The following is a 16,086-nucleotide window of genomic DNA, read 5'->3' on the forward strand; positions in this document are numbered from 1 at the left end:
CAGTCTCCGGTCAGGCACTCAGGGCCAGGTAGCGGTTCTTGATCGTCGGGTCGGCGCGAAACGCCTCGGCGCTGCCTTCGTAGACCACGCGGCCCTGTTCGAGTACGTAGTGGCGGTCGGCGAGCTTGTCGCAGACCAACAGGTTCTGCTCCACCAGCAGCACTGGCAGGCCGTCGTCCTTGATCTTGCGCAGGATCTTCACCAGTTCGTCGACGATCACCGGGGCCAAGCCCTCGGTGGGTTCGTCGAGGATCAGCAGCTTGGGATCGTTGAGCAGGGCGCGGGCGATGGCGAGCATCTGCTGCTCGCCACCGGACAACGCATGCCCGGCGTTTTTGCGCCGCTCCTTGAGGCGCGGGAACATCGTGTACACGTCCTCCATCTGCCAACGGCTGGTCTTGCGCACGGCAATGCGCAGGTTTTCCTCGACCGTAAGCAGGCGGAAAATCCCGCGGTTCTCCGGCACCAGCGCTAATCCCTGGCGGGCAATTTCAAAGATTTTCTGCCCCACCAGCGGTTTGCCGTTGAAGTGAATCTGCCCCTGGCGCGGGCAGATAATCCCCAGGATGCTGCGCAGGGTGGTGGTCTTGCCGGCGCCGTTACGGCCGAGCAGGGTCACCAGTTCGCCGGGATTGACAGTCAGGGACACGCCCTCGAGGACGTGGCTCTTGTCGTAGTAGGAATGGATATTGTCGACGGTCAGCATCAGGCGGCCTCCCCCAGGTAAGCACTGCGCACGCGCTCGTCGGCGCGCACGAATTCCGGTGTGCCCTCGACCAGGATCTGCCCGTGGCTCATCACAGTGATGCGTTGGCTGATGGACATGACGATGCTCATGTTGTGCTCGATCAGCAGCACCGTATGGTCGCGGCCCAGGTCGCTGATCAGTTGGGTCATGATTGGGATGTCGTCGATGCCCATGCCCGACGTGGGCTCGTCGAGCATCAACAGCTTGGGCTTGGAGCAAATCGACATGCCCACCTCCAGCACACGCTGCTGGCCGTGGGACAGCTCGCCGGCCAGGGTCTCGGCGCGGGCGGTGAGTTGCAGACGCTCCAGGACCTGGTCGGCCATCTCCAGGTGTTCACGCTTACTGTCCACGCGGCGCCAGAAGTTCAGGGCGCGTGCGCCGTCACGGCCCTGGGCGGCCAGGCGCAGGTTTTCGCGCACGCTGAGGTTCTGGAACAGGCTGGTGAGCTGGAACGAACGCGCCATGCCCAGGCCGACGCGGCTGTGGGCCGGCTTGCGCATCAGGTTCTGGCCGTCGAAATGAATCGCCCCGGCGGTGGCCTGGCGTTCGCCGGTCAGGCAGTGAAACAGGCTGGTCTTGCCGGCGCCGTTGGGGCCGATAATGGTGTGGATGGTGCCGGCTTCGACCTTGAGGTTGACGCCGTTGACGGCATGGAAGGCGCCGTAGGCCAGTTCCAGGTCTTTGGTTTCCAACAGGATGCTCATAGCAGCTCCTCCTTGGTCACGGCGGCGGCCTTGCGGCTGCCACGCACACGTTCGAACAGCGCCGACAGGCCGCCCCACAAGCCTCCGCGCATAAAGATCACCACCAGGATCAGGATCACCCCCAGCAGCATCAGCCAGCGCGGCCACAGGTCGGAGAGAAAGTCCCCCAGCAGCACGATGGAACCGGCCCCCAGCAACGAGCCGAACAGCGAGCCGGTGCCGCCGACGATGGTCATGATCAGGATGTTTTCCGACATCACCAGGTCGATGTTGGACAGCGGCACAAAGTGCAGGAGCATGGCGTACAGCGCCCCGGCGATCCCGGTGACCGCGCCAGACAGCACAAACACCAGGATCTTGAAGTGGCGCGTGTCGTAGCCGATGGCCGAGGCGCGGGTTTCGTTTTCGCGGATCGCCATCAGCGTGCTGCCGAACGGCGAGGCGATCACCCGGCGCGCGCCGATAAAGATCAGCAGGAACAGCACCGCGACAAAGCCATAGAACACCCGGGCGTCGGCCAGGGACAGCAGCACTGTGTCACCGATACGGATTTCCGGGCGCGGCACACTGAGCAGGCCGTTGTCGCCACCGGTCCAGTCGCTCAGGGTGTAGGCCAGGAAGTAGGCCATCTGGCTGAAGGCCAAGGTCAGCATCACGAAATAGATGCCGGTGCGGCGGATCGCCAGGGCGCCCACCAGGAAGGCCAGGAACCCGCCGACCAGGGCCGCGCCGAGTAGCGCGCTGAACAGGCCCAGTTGCAAGTGGATCATCAGCAAGGCGGCGCAATAGGCACCGGCGCCGAAGAAGATGCCTTGGCCGAACGACAGCAGTCCGGTGTAGCCCAGCAACAGGTTGCAGGCCAGGGCGGCGAGGGCAAAGATCAGGATCTCGGTGGCCAGGGTTGCCGAGGGCAGGATCAACGGCAGGCCGATCAGTACCGCCAGCACCCACAGCAACATGGCCTTGGATTGAGTTTTAGCAAACGGCAGGGGATTTTTCTCGCTCATGTCAGGCTCTCCCGAACAGGCCGTAAGGGCGTACCAGAATCACCACGGCCATGGCGCCGTAGATCATCAGGCTCGCGCCTTGGGGCCACAGGGTGGTCATCAGGCTCTGCACCACGCCCACCAGCAGGCCGCCCACCAGGGCGCCGCCGAACGAGCCCATGCCACCGATCACCACCACCACAAAGGCGATGCCGAGGATCTCCGGGCCGACAAAGGGCTGGGCGCCACGCAACGGGGCAAACAGCACCCCGGCGATCCCGGCCAGGGCCACGCCGAGGGCGAAGGTCATGGAGAACAGGCGGAAAATATTGGTGCCCAGCAGCGACACGGTCTCGGTACTTTCACTGCCGGCCCGCACCAGGGCGCCAAAGCGCGTGCGCTCCAGCAGCAGCCACAGGCCCAGGCCCACCAGCCCCGAGAACACAATCAAAAACAGGCGGTAGTAGGGGTACACGAAGTCGCCGACCACCAGCACCCCGCGCAGCAGTTCCGGCACGGCGACGCTTTTGCCCACTGGGCCCCAGATCATCACGCTGGCTTCCTGGATGATCAGCGCGATACCCAGGGTCACGAGGATCTGGAACATGTGCGGCAGGTGGTAGATCCGCTGGATCAATAATCGCTCGATCAGCCACGCCAGCGCGGCCACCACCAGCGGCGCGATCAGCAGGGCCAGCCAGAAGCTTTCGGTGAGGCTGACGGCGGTGTAGCAGATGTACGCCCCCAGCAAAAAAAACGCGCCGTGGGCGAAGTTGACGAAGTTCAGCAGGCCGAAAATGATCGTCAGCCCGACCGCAATCAGGAAGTAGATCATCCCCAGGCCCAGGCCATTGAGAATCTGGAACAGGTAAAGATTGAGCATGCAGGAATCCTCCAACAGGCGGCCGCGGTCAACGACCCTGTCGTGTGTTACCGGTGAAAGTGGGCGGATCAGCCGAGCTTGCAGCCCGTGGCTTCTACCGGTGGGAACGACTGGCCGGAGCTGAGGACTTTGGCCAGGTCATCCTTGTCGGCCATGTCGCCCGTGGCCTTGCCCACCAGCAGGTAGTAATCCTTGATCACCTGGTGGTCGCCGGCGCGGATCGTTTCCTTGCCGGTCGGGCCGTCGTAGCTCAGGCCCTGCATGGCCTTGGCCACGGTGGGGCCGTCGAAGCTGCCGGTGGCCTTGATGGTGTCGAGCATGACTTTGGTGCTGATGTAGTCAGCGGCCAGCGGGTAGGTGGGGTTGATCCCGTATTTGGCCTGGGTCAGCTTGACCAGCTCACGGTTGAGCGGGGTATCGACCTGGTGCCAATACTGCGCGCCGAGGTACACGCCTTCGAGTACATCACTGCCCAGCTCCTGGAACTGGTCGAGGCCGGCGGACCACACCAGCAGCACTTTCATGCGCTCCTTGATACCGAAGTTGACGGCCTGGCGCAGGGTGTTGGAGGACTGGCTGCCGAAATTCAGCAACACCAGCACGTCGGGCCGGGCGGCGATGGCGTTGGTCAGGTAGCCGGAGAATTCCTGTTCCTGCAATGAGTGATAGCTGTTGCCCACATGCTCCAGGCCGTTTTCGGCCAGCACGCTCTTGGCGCCTTCGAGCAAGGCTTCGCCGAACACGTATTGCGGGGTGATGGTGTACCAGCGCTTGGCCTCGGGCAGCAGCTTGATCAGCGGCACCAGGGTTTCGCGGATCGCGCCATAGGTGGGCACCGACCAGCGGAAGGTCGCACTGTTGCAGTCCTTGCCGGTGACTTCGTCAGCGCCCACCGGGGTCATGAACACACCGCCAACCTTGTCCACTTCCTTGGCCACTGCCAGTGCCGAGGACGACAGGGTGCAGCCCTGGAAGAACCGCGCGCCGTCCTGGCCGATCGCCTCCTGGACCTTGCGCACCGCCTTGCCGGCGTTGCCTTCGGTGTCGATCACCTTGTAGTTCAGTGGGCGCCCGAGAAGTTCGGGGTACTGGGCCACCGCCAAGCGTGAACCCATGTCGGCAAACTTGCCATAGCTGGCAAAGGCGCCAGACATGGACTTGAGGCCGTAAAAGGTAAACGGTTCGGCGGCGAATGCACTGCGCACGCTCAGCGGAAGGCTGAGCGCGGCGGCGGCGGTGAGGCTGGCTTTCAACAACGTACGACGCTGCATGGGGTGACTCCCTGGTTTAGTTATTGGCAGGAGTGGCAATGGCGATACGGTGGAGCACGGCCTGTGGGCAGGCCTTTTTTATTGAGGTGAAACACGGTCAAAACTGTAGGCGCAGGCAAGCCAGCTCCTACAGGGGATTTGGGGTGTTTTCAGGAGTGGTCGAACTCCAGCAAAAAGTGTGGGCTGACCTGGCCTTCCAGCGCGGTCATGTGGTGTTCGGCGTCGCACATGTGTTCATGCATCAGGCTGCGCACGGCCGCTTCATCGTTGGCGCGAAACGCGCTCAGCAGTTGCTTGTGATAGTCCAGGTTGGCCGCGTCGAATTGCTTGCGCTTGGGCTTGTAGGCTTTTTTCAGCACCACCAGGTCGCGCAGCAGGTCGTTGAGGAACTGCGCCATAAAACTCAGCAACGGATTGGGGCAGGCCCTGGCCAGCAGGTTGTGGAACTCCAGCTCCGCCAGGCGCTGCTCGCGCTGGCCGGCCTCGCTGTCTTCCGGCGCGCTGCAAAAGTCCACGTTGTCTTGCAGGGCGCGATAGTCGTCTTCGCTCAAGCGGCCCAGCACTGACACTGCCAGTTCCACCTCGATTACCTTGCGCAGTTGGTACACCTGCTCGCCATCCAGGTGCTGGAAGTGCAGGTAGTTGCGCAAGGCGCGGCTGGCCGGCTCCGTGCCGGCCTGGTTCAGGTACGCGCCACCGGTAGGGCCGGTGCGGGTGCTGACCAGGCCTTCGACCTCCAGGGCCTTGAGCGCTTCGCGGGCCGAGCCCTTGGAGCATTGGAAGCTCTCCATCAATTCGCGCTCGGTGGGCAAGCGGTCGCCGGGCTTCAAGGCATCGGTGACGATCGAGCGCTTGACCGACTCGACAATCACATCGGAAAGCTTCTGGCGTTTGCGTCGCAGGGGGCGGCTGAGCATGGTTTTCTATTTATCGTATTAATGCGGATAAATAGCACTTAATAGGGGTTGGGGCGGGGCGTCAACGGCAGGGGTCGTTTTCAGTTAAAACAGGTCGTAAACCACGTCCATGCCCCCATGTGGGAGCGGGCTTGCTCGCGAATGCGGTGTATCAGCCGACATATCCATCACTGACCCACTGCATTCGCGAGCAAGCCCCCTCCCACAGTTGATGTGTCGTGCTCATAAAATTTGAGCCTGGCGCAGTAATTGCCTGCCATAGCGCTCCAGTCTTTGTGCAGGAGCACCCGAGCATGCAATTACGAGCCTTGCGGTATTTTCACGAGGTGGCGCGCTGCGCCTCGTTGCGTAAGGCGGCCGAGCGTTTGTACGTCACGCCCACTGCCGTCAGCCGGCAGATTGAACACCTCGAACACTTCTTTGGCGCCGCCCTGATTGAGCGCGGCCCGCGCGGTATCCGCCTGACGGTGGAGGGTGAGTGCCTGGCCGAGCAGGTCACCAGCACCCTGCGCGGCCTCGATCAGGTGCGCGATGTGATCGCCAGCCGGCAGAGTCAGGTGGCGGGTAACATCAGCATCCATGTGTCAGAAAGTATCGTTTCCACAGTGCTGGCGCCGGTGCTTGCGGCGTTTTACCGGGCGCACCCCAAGGTCACCTTCAATATCGTGATCGCCAGCGCCTCGGCCACCCTCGACGCCCTGTGCAGTGGCGAGGCCGACCTGGGCCTGGCGTTCTATCTGCAGGAACGGGCCGACGTGGAAGTCACCGCACAATGCGAGTTGTGGCACCGGGTGCTGGTCAGTGCCGAGCACCCCTTTGCCCAGCGCGACAGCATCGAACTGCGCGAACTTGAAGGCCAGCCCCTGGCCATTCCTGACTCGGCGTACGGCGTGCGCCAGGCCCTGGAGATGGCAGCAAAAAAACGCGGAGTGACGATCCAGCCGGTGTTTACCACCAGCTCCCTGGAAGTGCAGAAAAGCCTGGCCCGGCAACGGGCGGCGGTGTTGATCCTGCCCCAGGTGGATGCCGACGCCCGCGACCTGGGCGATGGCCTGGTGGCGGTGCCGATTGCCGATGAGCACCTGGGGCGAATCCGCATCGACCTGTGCGGGTACCGCAACCGGCCGCGCTCGGTGGCGGTGCTCAAGTGCCAGGAAATGCTGGCCAGCGCGATGCAGCGTTGTGCGCTGGTGGACTGAAGCCTCAGTTGCCCAGGCAGTCGCTTGCCGGCGGTGGCTGCCTGCCGTGTGCCAGGTAGACACCCGCCCAACGATTTACGCAGCGGCTGGCATCGACGACGGAACTGCCCTGTAGATAAGGCCCCTTGAGCCGCAATGTGGCGGGCAGGGATTCGAACGCCGGGGTGGCAGCCTCATCGGGCTCTACCAGCACCATGCGTTCGATGCGATCGGCAAACAGCCCGGCGTACCCGGCACCGAGCACGTTGCCTTGGGCGATGCCCAGGAAGCTGATCCGTTGCTCACCCAGTTGCTGGCGTACGAAATCCATGTCCCAGGCCGATTGCTCGTTGTCGGCTGCTGTGCGGGCGTTGCGCGGGCTCAACTCGATGACATCGTAGAACTGGGTCAGCGTCCGGTACGCCTCGGTGTTGTAGTACTTCCAGACTGTGGCCAGGTGCACCGCGAACACCCCGCGCAAATCCGCTTGTGCGGTAGCCGGGCGGGTGAAGATCACACCCCGACGCTCCAGAGGCTGACGGGCACCGACCCGGGTGAGGGTCAGGCGCAACGTGCGTGCGTCCGCGGCCTGATGGTTTTGCGGCACGGTGACGATGCCGCACTGGGTGCGTGCCATCACCTCCTGGTCAAGGGCCCGCCCGGGCAGGCGCGGGCAATCCACCAGCCACTCGATACCCGGCGGTGCGGCATGGCCGGGGGAACTCAAGAGCATTAACCATCCACTGATGATGCAAAGCGCTGCTGCTTTCAAAGGTTTCATCCGCGTTCCTGGGTAACCGTCCGTAGGGGACAGGCTTTTTACCAAGCGCAGCGGCGAGCCAATGCCGGAGCAGTCTCATGCAGGGTGTAAGAATTCTGAATATTACCCGTCGGCATTGACTGGTGCCGACGGGCGGGTGTCAGAACAGGTTGATGGGGAAGTTGCCGACGATCCGGAACTCGTCGTAGCTGCCGTCAATTTGACCGCCGCTAGCGCGGTGGTTGTAGACGATGGTGCGCAGTACGGTGTTCTTCAATTTCCCCGATTGCACCACGTAGGCCAGCATCAAGCCGTTTTCATTGTGCTTGGCGTTATCCAGGCCGCGCACGTTATAGCCGGTGTTGTGGCCATTGCGATCCCCCTCGTAGTGCGTGCCGTCGATGCCCCAACCCTTGGCGTGCCACAGGCTGGCGGTCAGGCCGGGCACGCCGTAGGTGGCCAGGTCGAGGTCGTAGCGCAGTTGCCAGGATTTTTCGTTGGGGCCGTTGTAGTCCGAGTACAGCGAGTTGGCCATGTAGTTGCCGGTGGACTCCCACGCATAGTCGAAGTACTCGTTGCCGAACACCTGTTGCCAGGCCAGGGTCAGGCTGTGGGCCTGGTGGTTGGCGGTCACGGCCAGGCTGGCGGCGTCGTTGTCGATGTAACCCAGGCGCTGCTGGCCGGAATCCTGAGTGTGGTAGTAGTGCAGGGCGGTCTTGAGCGCCACCGCGTTTTTGTCGCCGATACGGTGGGTCAGCCCCAGGTAGTACTGGTCCCACATGTCCTCGAAGCGCGAGCCGTAGAGGCTGGCTTCCAGGCCGTAGCCCGGCTTGAGCGTGGCCCCCAGGTAGCTGATGCGCGCGCCGCTGTAGGCGCGGTTGCCAAAGGTGGTGGTCAGGCGTTCGGCGCCGGTGCCGGTGCGCGGGATGGCCCGGTCGAAGCTGCCGCCCTGCACCGACAGCCAGTCCCGTTCGTTGCTGTACAGGCCCACGCCCTGGAAGCTGGAGGGCAGGGCGCGGTTGTCCTTGTAGCGCAGGATCGGGTTATCGGTCATCAAGCGCCCGGCCTTGAGCTCGGTGTTGGACAGGCGAAACCGCACATCGCCCACCCCCAGCCGGCTCCAGGTCGGGATCGCATCGCCGTCGCTGTCCACCAGCACGCGGTCACCGCCATTGGCCACCTTGCCATGCCCGCGCTGCAGGTTGACCGCGCTGAATACGCCGATATCGACCCCCACGCCAATCACGCCCTGGGTGTAGCCGGAGCTGTACTTGAGCATGGCGGTCTGCACCCAGGTTTCACGCACGCGGGTGCGTTCGATGCCGGCGGGTTTCTGGATGCTCAGGTAGGTGCTGCGCTGGGTGTGCTGGTTGGAGTAGTAGTGACGCAGGTTCAGGTCCAGGCTGCTGCCGTCGATAAAGCCGGGGGCGCTGGCCTGGGCGTTTTCTTGAGCAAAAGCCTGGGTACCGGACGCCAGGGCGGCGGCCAGGAAAAGACGTGGATACATGGTGAATCCCCACACAAAGAAGAGTAAGGCGACCGCTGAGGCCGGGCACAGTACCTGTGGCAAGTGGTCTTGCCACAGTAGGGATAAAGCGATCAGCGAACCGGGGCTTCTCTGAGCCGGGTTTCGCGGGCCGGGGTGCCGGGCAGCACAGGCCGGGTTTCCTTGGCGAACCAGGCGGCGGTGAGGCACACCAGGTTGGCGATCAGCAGGTACCACACCGGTGACATCGGGTCGCCCGTGGTGCCGATCAGCCAGGTGATGATGATCTGTGCGGTGCCGCCAAACGCCGCCACACCGAAGGCGTAGACGATGGAGAAACCGGTGGAACGCACGGATTTGGGGAAGCTTTCCACCAGCAACACGATCAACGCCGCGCCGCTCATGCCATGCAGGCCGGACAGCAGCGCCAGGGTCAGGAGGAAGGTCGACGGGCTGGGGTGTTCGGTCATCAATTGCAAGGCCGGGAACAGGATCAGCAACAGCACCACCCGGGGCGTCATCAGGATCACCCGGCGCCCGAAACGGTCGCACAACATGCCGCCAGCCACTGCGCACACCGCCATGGCCGCACCGGCCACCAGGGTTGAGAGCATGGAAATACTGGTGGGCAGCTTCAGCTCAGTCAGGGCAAAGGTGGTCATGTAGTTGAGGAAGTACTGGGTGATGGTGCTGCCCGAAAGGATCAGCAGGCCCAGGACCAGCGCGCGTCGATGCTTGCCGCAGACTTCGCGCACCAGGTCGCCGGTGCTGGTGGTTTCGCCCTGGCCGTGGAAGGTCTCGGCCAGGTTGCGGCGGATATAGATACCAATCGGCAACACCAGCAGGCCAAACACGAACGGCACGCGCCAGCCCCAGCTGTTGAGGTCTTCGGGGGACATGACTTTGGTCAGGGTGTAACCCACCAGCCCGGCGGCCATGGCGGCGACGCCCTGGGCGACCACTTGCCAGCAGGCATAGGTGCCGCGTTTGTGCGGCGGCGCGGCTTCCAGGATATAGGTGGTGGCGGGGCCGGCTTCACCGCCCCAGGCCAGGCCCTGAATCATGCGGGTGACCACCAGCAGGATCGGCGCGGCAATCCCGATGGTCTCGTAGCCGGGCAATATCGCAATACTGCCGGTGCCCACCGCCATCATCACCAGGGTCAACAACATCGCCGGCTTGCGCCCCACGCGGTCGGCGTAGGCGCCAATCAGCACCGCGCCCAGGGGCCGTACGATAAAGCCGATGCCAAAGGCTGTGACCGAGAGCATCAAGCTGACGAAGGCGCTGTCGGACGGGAAAAACGTATGGCCGATCATCACCGCGAAGGTCGCATAGACCCCAAAGTCGAAAAACTCCACGGCATTACCCAACACCACAGCGAAGATGCTCTTGCGACCGGCGTCCGGCGATGGCGTTTCGGGTGTGTGCTCGGGACCCTCGCGAGTCAATTGTTCAGTGTGCATACCAGCCCCTCGATTTTAGTTATAGGTCGTCCAGACCCCGGCCTTGGGGCCAGGGAACGGGCGTGTGGGTGGGCAGTTCAGTTACAGCGTCAAGGTCAGTTCGGGTTCGGCCATTGGTGGATTGCGCCACGCCAGCTCTCATAGGTTTTTGCGATTTGCAGCAGCCAGATATCGGCAAAACGCGGTGCGATCATCTGCAGGCCGATGGGCATGCCATCGGCGGCGAAACCACAGTTGATCGACAGCGCCGGTTGCTCGCCCATGTTCCAGGGCACGGTGAACACGATGTGTTCGAACGGTAATTGCGGGTCATTGCTCGGTGACGGCCATTCGGCGGGGAACGCGTTGACCTGGTTGGTGGGCGACAGGATCAGGTCCAGGTCGCTGAAGGCCTGGGCGGCGCGGCGGCGCATCTCGAAGGTCTGGTTGAACCCCTGCACCGCCTGCACGCCGCTGATGTCGGCACCGGGCGCGGCCCAGTCGCGGATGTACGGCAAGACCTTATCGAATTGCTCGCTGCTCAACGCCGACAGGTCGCCCCATTGCCGGGCGCGCCAGAATTGGTCGAGGCCGTCGAGCTGGGCGCGGTCCATGATCGGCGGGATCAGCGTGACCTTGGCGCCATGGGCTTCGAACAGGCGCGCGGCGTGTTCCACCGCCTCACACACGAAACCTTCCGGTTGCAGGCCGGCGCCGGGTTCCAGCATCAAGCCGACGCGCAGGCCCTTGACCGACAGCGGCTGGTTGCTCCACTCGCTGGTGAGCGGCGGCAGGCTGGTGGCGTCGCGGGCATCGGGGCGGGCCAGGTGCTGCATCATCAGCACGCAGTCGTCCACCGTACGGGTCATGGGCCCGGCGGTGCGCCCGGTGTAGTAAGGGTCAATCGGGATACGCCCCAGGGTCGGCTTGAACCCCACCAGGCCGCACCAGGCGGCGGGCAAACGCACCGAGCCGCCGATGTCGGTGCCGATATGCAGTGGCCCGTAACCGGCGGCGGCCGCAGCGGCAGCCCCCGAGCTGGAACCGCCGGTGTTGTTGGCAGTGTTCCACGGGTTGCGGGTGATGCCATGGAAGCTCGACAGGCCGGAGGAGAGCATGCCGAAATCCGGGACAGTGGTCTTGGCCAGCACAATCGCCCCGGCTTCCCGCATCCGCGCGGCGGGCGGGGCGTCCCTGAGGGCCGGGGTCAGGCGGGTGGCGGCGCTGCCGAGGGGGATCGGTGTGCCTTCGGTAGCCACCAGTTCCTTGATGGTCACGGGCACGCCATCGAGCACCCCATTGGGCTGGCCTTTGTTCCAGCGCTCGGTGGAGGCCTGGGCTTCCCGGCGCACCTGCTCGGGATCGAAGGCATACAGGGCGCGGATCTGCGGCTCCCAGCGGTCGATATGGCCCAGCAGGTGATCGTAGTAGTCGATGGGGGAGAGCTGGCGACTGGCGAAATGCGCCAGCAATTGCGCGGCCGTGAGGTCGTGAAGGTCGGTCATTGAGCGCTTCCTGGTGATGGGCCCTGGGGCTCATGGCGGGTGGCTGTTGGACCCGACTATATAAACCCTGGGGGGCAGCGACCATCACATTCGAAGCGGTGCAGTGTTGCGTTTTTGTGTGCACTCAATTGTCACGACTGTGGGAGCCGGCAAGCCCTAATGCCCGTCAGTTAAGCGCAGATCCCCTGTGGGAGCGGGCTTGCTCGCGAAAGCAGTAGGTCAGTCAACATCAATGTTTGCTGGGCCGACGTCTTCGCGAGCAAGCCCGCTCCCACACTGGATCAGCGCAACAATGGCTCGATGGCTTGCCGGACCCGTGGATCGTCACAGTGCGCCACATTGAAACGCATAAACTCGCCCATCCCCGACTCATACCCAAACAACGCCCCCGGCGCCAACACCATGCCGCGCTTGAGCCCGGCCTCGGCCAATTGTTCAGCGTTAACCCCGGCCGGCAGGCGCGCCCAGAGAAACATCCCGGCCTCATACCCCATGGGCAGTTCACAGCCACAGCGGCGCAACCACTGTTCCACCCGCGCACCGGCTTCCAGCAGGCGCTGGACCATGCGCTTGCGGTGCCGCGCATAGCTGCCCTCGCTGAGCAGGCGGTAGACCAGTTGCTCGAACAGCTCCGAGGTCACGCCGCCGCTCATCAACTTCATATTGGTCAGGTTGGCCGCCAGTTGCGGTGCGGCCACCACATAGCTCATCCGGGTATTGGCGCTGAGGGTTTTCGAGAAGCCCGACAGGTAGGTCACCTGCTCCAACCCGGCAAGTGCTGCCAGGCGGGGCGGCGGGTTGGGGTGCAGGTCGCCGTAGAGGTCGTCCTCGATGATATGGCAGTGATACTGACGCATCAGTTGCAGCAAGCCAAAGGCCTGGGCTGCACTGAAGGAATGGCCGGTGGGGTTGTGCAGGATGCTGGTGGTCACATACAGGCTGGGCCGGGCCTCGGCGAGCAACTGCTCCAGGGCCGCCAGGTCGAGCCCGTCCGGGCCGCGCGGTAGTGTCAGCACCTTGACCCCGTGCAGTGCCAGGTTGGCGTGGAAGTTGAAATAGCACGGCGCATCCAGCAGCACTGTGTCACCGGGGCGCGCCAGCAGGCGCATCAACATGTCCAGGCCTTGCAGGGTGCTGGGCGTGGTGATGATCTGTTCCACCGGCACTGCCAGGCCATCGCCCTGCAGTTTTTGTTGCAGGGCCTGGCGCAGGGGCAGGAAACCCGCTGGCGTGCCCATGCCGGCAACCCGCAGGGAAGGGGCCCGCACCACACTGCGCAGGGCCTGGCGCATGGCCTCGGAGTCGAGCCAGTCTTCGGGCAGATGCCCGCCACCGGGGCGTAGTTCGCCCTGGCCGGTCAGCATGGGGCGGCGCAGCACACTGAGCAAATCCTGGGGCAGCAGGTCCACCCAGTTGCTCGACGACGGCTGCGTCTGGCGCTGGGCCACAAAGTGCCCACGGCCTTGGCGCGAGGTCAGCAGATGTTGGCCGCGCAGACGGTCCAGGGCTTCATTGATGGTGAATTTTCCGACACCAAACTGCGCTCCCAGCTCACGCACCGACGGCAGTTTGCTGCCAGCGGCCAATTCGCCTTGTTCGATGGCACGGGCGAATGCCTCGACGATCTGCTGGACCTTGGGGGCGTGCTCATGAAAGTGGATCTGCGGAAGGGCCATCGCGACGTCCTGAAGTTTGCCGGTCACTTTGCCGGTAAAGCCTGCGTGAATAACCGCCGAGTTTACCTGCCCGACACGGAATTCGCGCCCTAGACTGCGCAACATTCCTCCCCGCCGCGAAATTACCCACCATGGTCACCGCCCTTACGCTGTCTTCCTTTCTGTATTTCCTGGTGTTGTGCAGCACCCTGGCGTTCAGCCCCGGCCCGATGACCTTGCTGCTGCTGAGCCTGGGTCTCAAGGACGGCCTGCGGCACTCCTTGCCGGCCCAGTTCGGCGCCAGCGTGTCGTACCTGATTTCGATCCTGGTCTTTGCCGTGGGCTTTTCCGAGCTGATCAAGGGATACCCGCTGATTACCCAGGGCATCCAACTGGTGGGCGTGGCCTATATTTTGTACCTGGCCTACAAGCAGTGGACCAGCAGCGGCGTGCAGATCACCGCCGCCGGGCACGGGCCGGAGACGCCCCGCGGCCTGTTCGGCAAGGGCTTGCTGACCGGCCTGTCCAACCCCAAGGCAATCATCCTGTTCAGCGCCGTGTTCCCGCAGTTTGCCGCCGTCGGGCAGGACAGCGCCGCCGGTGACATCGCCATCCTCGGCCTGACATTCCTGATCCTGCAATTCGCCAGCGGCTGCCTGTATTGCTACTTCGGCCAACGCATCAAGCATGTGCTCGAGTCGCCGCGCAAACGCGTGCTGTTGCAGAAGGTCACGGCAGTATTGCTGCTGGCGGTGGCGATGTTGTTGGCCCGGGGTTTCTCCAGCTAGTCCGCTGGCGTCAAGGGTTTGGCAAGGCGATTGGCGTCTGCAGTAACTGTCTGAGCGGTACTGGCTATTTGCCTTTGCCCTGATAGACTTTCAGCATTCATCCAGGATCAGCCAGATCATGTCAGCCGCAGGAGGAAAAGGACTTCCGCTCGCCAAACGCCTGTACAAATCTCGGACCCTGGGGCTGACGCTCGGCTTTGTCTGTGTATCGGCCGGCATGTACCCACTGGACCCGCCTGGCTGGGTCTGGGCCTGGATGCTGATCAACGCCTTCGCCTGGCCGCACCTGGCCTACCAAATGGCGCGCCGCGCCGAAAACTCCCTGCGCGCCGAGCGCCGCCACCTGTTGGTGGACTCGTTTTGTGGCGGCTTCTGGGTCGCTGCCATGCACTTCAACCCGCTGCCCAGCGTCACCACCCTGTCGATGATGACCATGAACAACGTCGCCATCGGTGGCCTCCGATTTATGGTGATGGGGTGGGTGGCCCAAGCACTGGGCATCGGGGTGGCGCTGCTGCTGTTCGCCCCGGCCTATATCGCCCTGACCACGCCCGCCCAACTCTACGCCTGCTTGCCGATCCTGATGCTCTATCCGCTGGTCCTGGGCTGGATCTGTTATCGCCAGGCCATCACCCTGGCCCGGCATAAACGCGAACTCCTGGCCCTGAGCCGCACCGACAGCCTGTCCGGGTTGCTTAACCACGGCGCGTGGAAAGACCAGCTGGAAATCGAATTCGCCCGCTGCCGGGGCGGCCAGCAGGGGGCCGCCATTGCGTTGATTGATATCGACCATTTCAAGACCATCAACGACACCTACGGCCACGTCACCGGCGATATCGTGCTACGCCAGTTGAGCAAGATCCTGCGTCAGAACCTGCGCGCCACTGACCTGGCCGGGCGTTACGGCGGCGATGAATTTTGCGTGATCCTGCCGGACATGCCTCTGGGCCACGCCACCGAAGTAATGGACGCCCTGCGCGACCGCTTCAGCTCCCTGGGATACGCCCAGGACCCCACCCTGCGCGCCAGCCTGAGCATCGGCCTGGCACCGTACCAAGCCTCCCACGACGACGCGACCAGTTGGCTGAATGACGCCGACCAGGCGTTGTATGAGGCCAAAAGCGGCGGGCGCAATCGGGTGCGGTCGATGCAGGGAGGGTGGGTGCGGTCGGTTTGAAGGGCCTTGGGGAATCTTGGTACTGCTTTTTTGTGGGAAGTCCGCTCGCCACAGGGATCGTGTTTGCCTCAGTTGCTGCGGTGTTAAATCCATCACCCTCCCCGGTAAGGGCATATCGACTTTATCAATGAGCATCAATAGTGGTTATTAGTTGGTTTTTTGTAATATTTTGGACTCCTAAATAGATCTGTTCTGATTATCTTAGCGAGTCTCCCCAGCGCACGCGAAATTCAATTTGTTCCTCGATATCGTTAGTCAGGTCATGTTCTTCGTAATCGAATATACGCACCATCTCTGGTTCAGGCTCACCTAACTTCATTTCATAGGCTACGAGGCCACTAGACATCGAAGATGACATAGCAGAAGGGAAAACATTGATTTTTGAGCCTTTGCACAAAAATTTTACTTCGCTAAATTCCTTTCGCAACAAACCAAATGAGCGAAAAACATCCAGTCCGGAGTACGTTTTTTTTGTTTGGTCGGAAAAGGTTATAAAAAGCGCACATGTGTTTCGATCGTATTCTATTTTTGCTTTTTCAATGTTGCCTCGATTGAGTATGCTTATTTCTATATTTTTCAT

The 16,086-nt window shown here is 62.9% G+C and carries 15 protein-coding genes; 3 read left to right on the forward strand and 12 right to left on the reverse strand.

The window, feature by feature from the left end:
- Positions 1-10: 10 nt before the first annotated feature.
- The 6 genes from JFT44_RS17265 to JFT44_RS17290 form a co-directional block, all read right to left on the reverse strand.
- Complete coding sequence (locus JFT44_RS17265; protein ID WP_120733574.1) at positions 11-706, reverse strand: ABC transporter ATP-binding protein; 696 nt, start codon at positions 704-706, stop codon at positions 11-13.
- A complete protein-coding gene (locus JFT44_RS17270; protein ID WP_057441609.1) occupies positions 706-1,455 on the reverse strand; it encodes an ABC transporter ATP-binding protein in 750 nt (249 codons plus the stop codon). The genes JFT44_RS17265 and JFT44_RS17270 overlap by 1 nt, the downstream gene beginning before the upstream one ends.
- Positions 1,452-2,462, reverse strand: coding sequence for a branched-chain amino acid ABC transporter permease (locus JFT44_RS17275; protein ID WP_115128584.1), 1,011 nt, complete (start codon positions 2,460-2,462; stop codon positions 1,452-1,454). Before JFT44_RS17275 ends, JFT44_RS17270 begins: the two co-directional genes overlap by 4 nt.
- 1 nt (position 2,463) lies before the next feature.
- The gene (locus JFT44_RS17280; RefSeq protein ID WP_057960104.1) at positions 2,464-3,324 is read right to left on the reverse strand and encodes a branched-chain amino acid ABC transporter permease; all 861 of its coding nucleotides are present in this window, start codon (positions 3,322-3,324) and stop codon (positions 2,464-2,466) included.
- A gap of 68 nt (positions 3,325-3,392) precedes the next feature.
- Complete coding sequence (locus tag JFT44_RS17285) at positions 3,393-4,595, reverse strand: ABC transporter substrate-binding protein (protein ID WP_186625944.1); 1,203 nt, start codon at positions 4,593-4,595, stop codon at positions 3,393-3,395.
- 149 nt (positions 4,596-4,744) lie between these two features.
- Positions 4,745-5,512 (reverse strand): FadR/GntR family transcriptional regulator, encoded by a 768-nt coding sequence (locus JFT44_RS17290; RefSeq protein WP_057441603.1) that lies wholly within the window; start codon positions 5,510-5,512, stop codon positions 4,745-4,747.
- Positions 5,513-5,805: 293 nt separating this feature from the next.
- Between JFT44_RS17290 and JFT44_RS17295 the strand changes: the two genes are divergently transcribed.
- Positions 5,806-6,711 (forward strand): LysR family transcriptional regulator, encoded by a 906-nt coding sequence (locus tag JFT44_RS17295; RefSeq protein ID WP_057960102.1) that lies wholly within the window; start codon positions 5,806-5,808, stop codon positions 6,709-6,711.
- A gap of 4 nt (positions 6,712-6,715) precedes the next feature.
- Here the strand turns inward: JFT44_RS17295 and JFT44_RS17300 are convergent, their stop codons facing one another.
- From JFT44_RS17300 to JFT44_RS17320, 5 genes are all read right to left on the reverse strand, one after another.
- Positions 6,716-7,423: an alpha/beta hydrolase gene (locus JFT44_RS17300; RefSeq protein ID WP_120733572.1), complete on the reverse strand. Its 708-nt coding sequence runs from the start codon at positions 7,421-7,423 to the stop codon at positions 6,716-6,718.
- A 187-nt stretch (positions 7,424-7,610) separates the two neighbouring features.
- The gene (locus JFT44_RS17305; RefSeq protein ID WP_198830956.1) at positions 7,611-8,957 is read right to left on the reverse strand and encodes an OprD family outer membrane porin; all 1,347 of its coding nucleotides are present in this window, start codon (positions 8,955-8,957) and stop codon (positions 7,611-7,613) included.
- Between the two features lie 92 nt (positions 8,958-9,049).
- Entirely contained in the window at positions 9,050-10,402 is a 1,353-nt protein-coding gene (locus JFT44_RS17310) for a citrate-proton symporter (protein WP_057960099.1), read from the reverse strand.
- Between the two features lie 95 nt (positions 10,403-10,497).
- The gene (locus tag JFT44_RS17315) at positions 10,498-11,886 is read right to left on the reverse strand and encodes an amidase (RefSeq protein ID WP_057444291.1); all 1,389 of its coding nucleotides are present in this window, start codon (positions 11,884-11,886) and stop codon (positions 10,498-10,500) included.
- Between the two features lie 281 nt (positions 11,887-12,167).
- Positions 12,168-13,562 carry a PLP-dependent aminotransferase family protein gene (locus JFT44_RS17320; RefSeq protein WP_169990069.1) on the reverse strand — a complete coding sequence of 465 codons (1,395 nt, stop codon included), beginning with the start codon at positions 13,560-13,562 and terminating at the stop codon, positions 12,168-12,170.
- A gap of 131 nt (positions 13,563-13,693) precedes the next feature.
- On the opposite strand from JFT44_RS17320, the gene JFT44_RS17325 reads away from it, so the two are divergent.
- Together JFT44_RS17325 and JFT44_RS17330 are read left to right on the forward strand one after the other, a co-directional pair.
- Positions 13,694-14,329 (forward strand): LysE family translocator, encoded by a 636-nt coding sequence (locus JFT44_RS17325; RefSeq protein ID WP_057441594.1) that lies wholly within the window; start codon positions 13,694-13,696, stop codon positions 14,327-14,329.
- A gap of 118 nt (positions 14,330-14,447) precedes the next feature.
- On the forward strand, positions 14,448-15,506 hold the full coding sequence (locus tag JFT44_RS17330; RefSeq protein ID WP_169990048.1) for a diguanylate cyclase: 1,059 nt from the start codon (positions 14,448-14,450) through the stop codon (positions 15,504-15,506).
- Between the two features lie 196 nt (positions 15,507-15,702).
- Here the strand turns inward: JFT44_RS17330 and JFT44_RS17335 are convergent, their stop codons facing one another.
- Positions 15,703-16,086, reverse strand: a complete 384-nt coding sequence (locus JFT44_RS17335) for a hypothetical protein (protein ID WP_169990049.1) — start codon at positions 16,084-16,086, stop codon at positions 15,703-15,705.

It is taken from the genome of Pseudomonas sp. MF5691 (assembly GCF_016405645.1).
Taxonomy (GTDB): Bacteria; Pseudomonadota; Gammaproteobacteria; order Pseudomonadales; family Pseudomonadaceae; genus Aquipseudomonas; species Aquipseudomonas shahriarae.

Coding starts and splice junctions, on each gene's coding strand:
- JFT44_RS17265 (WP_120733574.1), bottom strand. CDS start 706: ATGCTGACCGTCGACAATATCCATTCCTACTACGACAAGAGCCACGTC.
- JFT44_RS17270 (WP_057441609.1), bottom strand. CDS start 1,455: ATGAGCATCCTGTTGGAAACCAAAGACCTGGAACTGGCCTACGGCGCC.
- JFT44_RS17275 (WP_115128584.1), bottom strand. CDS start 2,462: ATGAGCGAGAAAAATCCCCTGCCGTTTGCTAAAACTCAATCCAAGGCC.
- JFT44_RS17280 (WP_057960104.1), bottom strand. CDS start 3,324: ATGCTCAATCTTTACCTGTTCCAGATTCTCAATGGCCTGGGCCTGGGG.
- JFT44_RS17285 (WP_186625944.1), bottom strand. CDS start 4,595: ATGCAGCGTCGTACGTTGTTGAAAGCCAGCCTCACCGCCGCCGCCGCG.
- JFT44_RS17290 (WP_057441603.1), bottom strand. CDS start 5,512: ATGCTCAGCCGCCCCCTGCGACGCAAACGCCAGAAGCTTTCCGATGTG.
- JFT44_RS17295 (WP_057960102.1), top strand. CDS start 5,806: ATGCAATTACGAGCCTTGCGGTATTTTCACGAGGTGGCGCGCTGCGCC.
- JFT44_RS17300 (WP_120733572.1), bottom strand. CDS start 7,423: ATGCTCTTGAGTTCCCCCGGCCATGCCGCACCGCCGGGTATCGAGTGG.
- JFT44_RS17305 (WP_198830956.1), bottom strand. CDS start 8,957: ATGTATCCACGTCTTTTCCTGGCCGCCGCCCTGGCGTCCGGTACCCAG.
- JFT44_RS17310 (WP_057960099.1), bottom strand. CDS start 10,402: ATGCACACTGAACAATTGACTCGCGAGGGTCCCGAGCACACACCCGAA.
- JFT44_RS17315 (WP_057444291.1), bottom strand. CDS start 11,886: ATGACCGACCTTCACGACCTCACGGCCGCGCAATTGCTGGCGCATTTC.
- JFT44_RS17320 (WP_169990069.1), bottom strand. CDS start 13,562: ATGGCCCTTCCGCAGATCCACTTTCATGAGCACGCCCCCAAGGTCCAG.
- JFT44_RS17325 (WP_057441594.1), top strand. CDS start 13,694: ATGGTCACCGCCCTTACGCTGTCTTCCTTTCTGTATTTCCTGGTGTTG.
- JFT44_RS17330 (WP_169990048.1), top strand. CDS start 14,448: ATGTCAGCCGCAGGAGGAAAAGGACTTCCGCTCGCCAAACGCCTGTAC.
- JFT44_RS17335 (WP_169990049.1), bottom strand. CDS start 16,086: ATGAAAAATATAGAAATAAGCATACTCAATCGAGGCAACATTGAAAAA.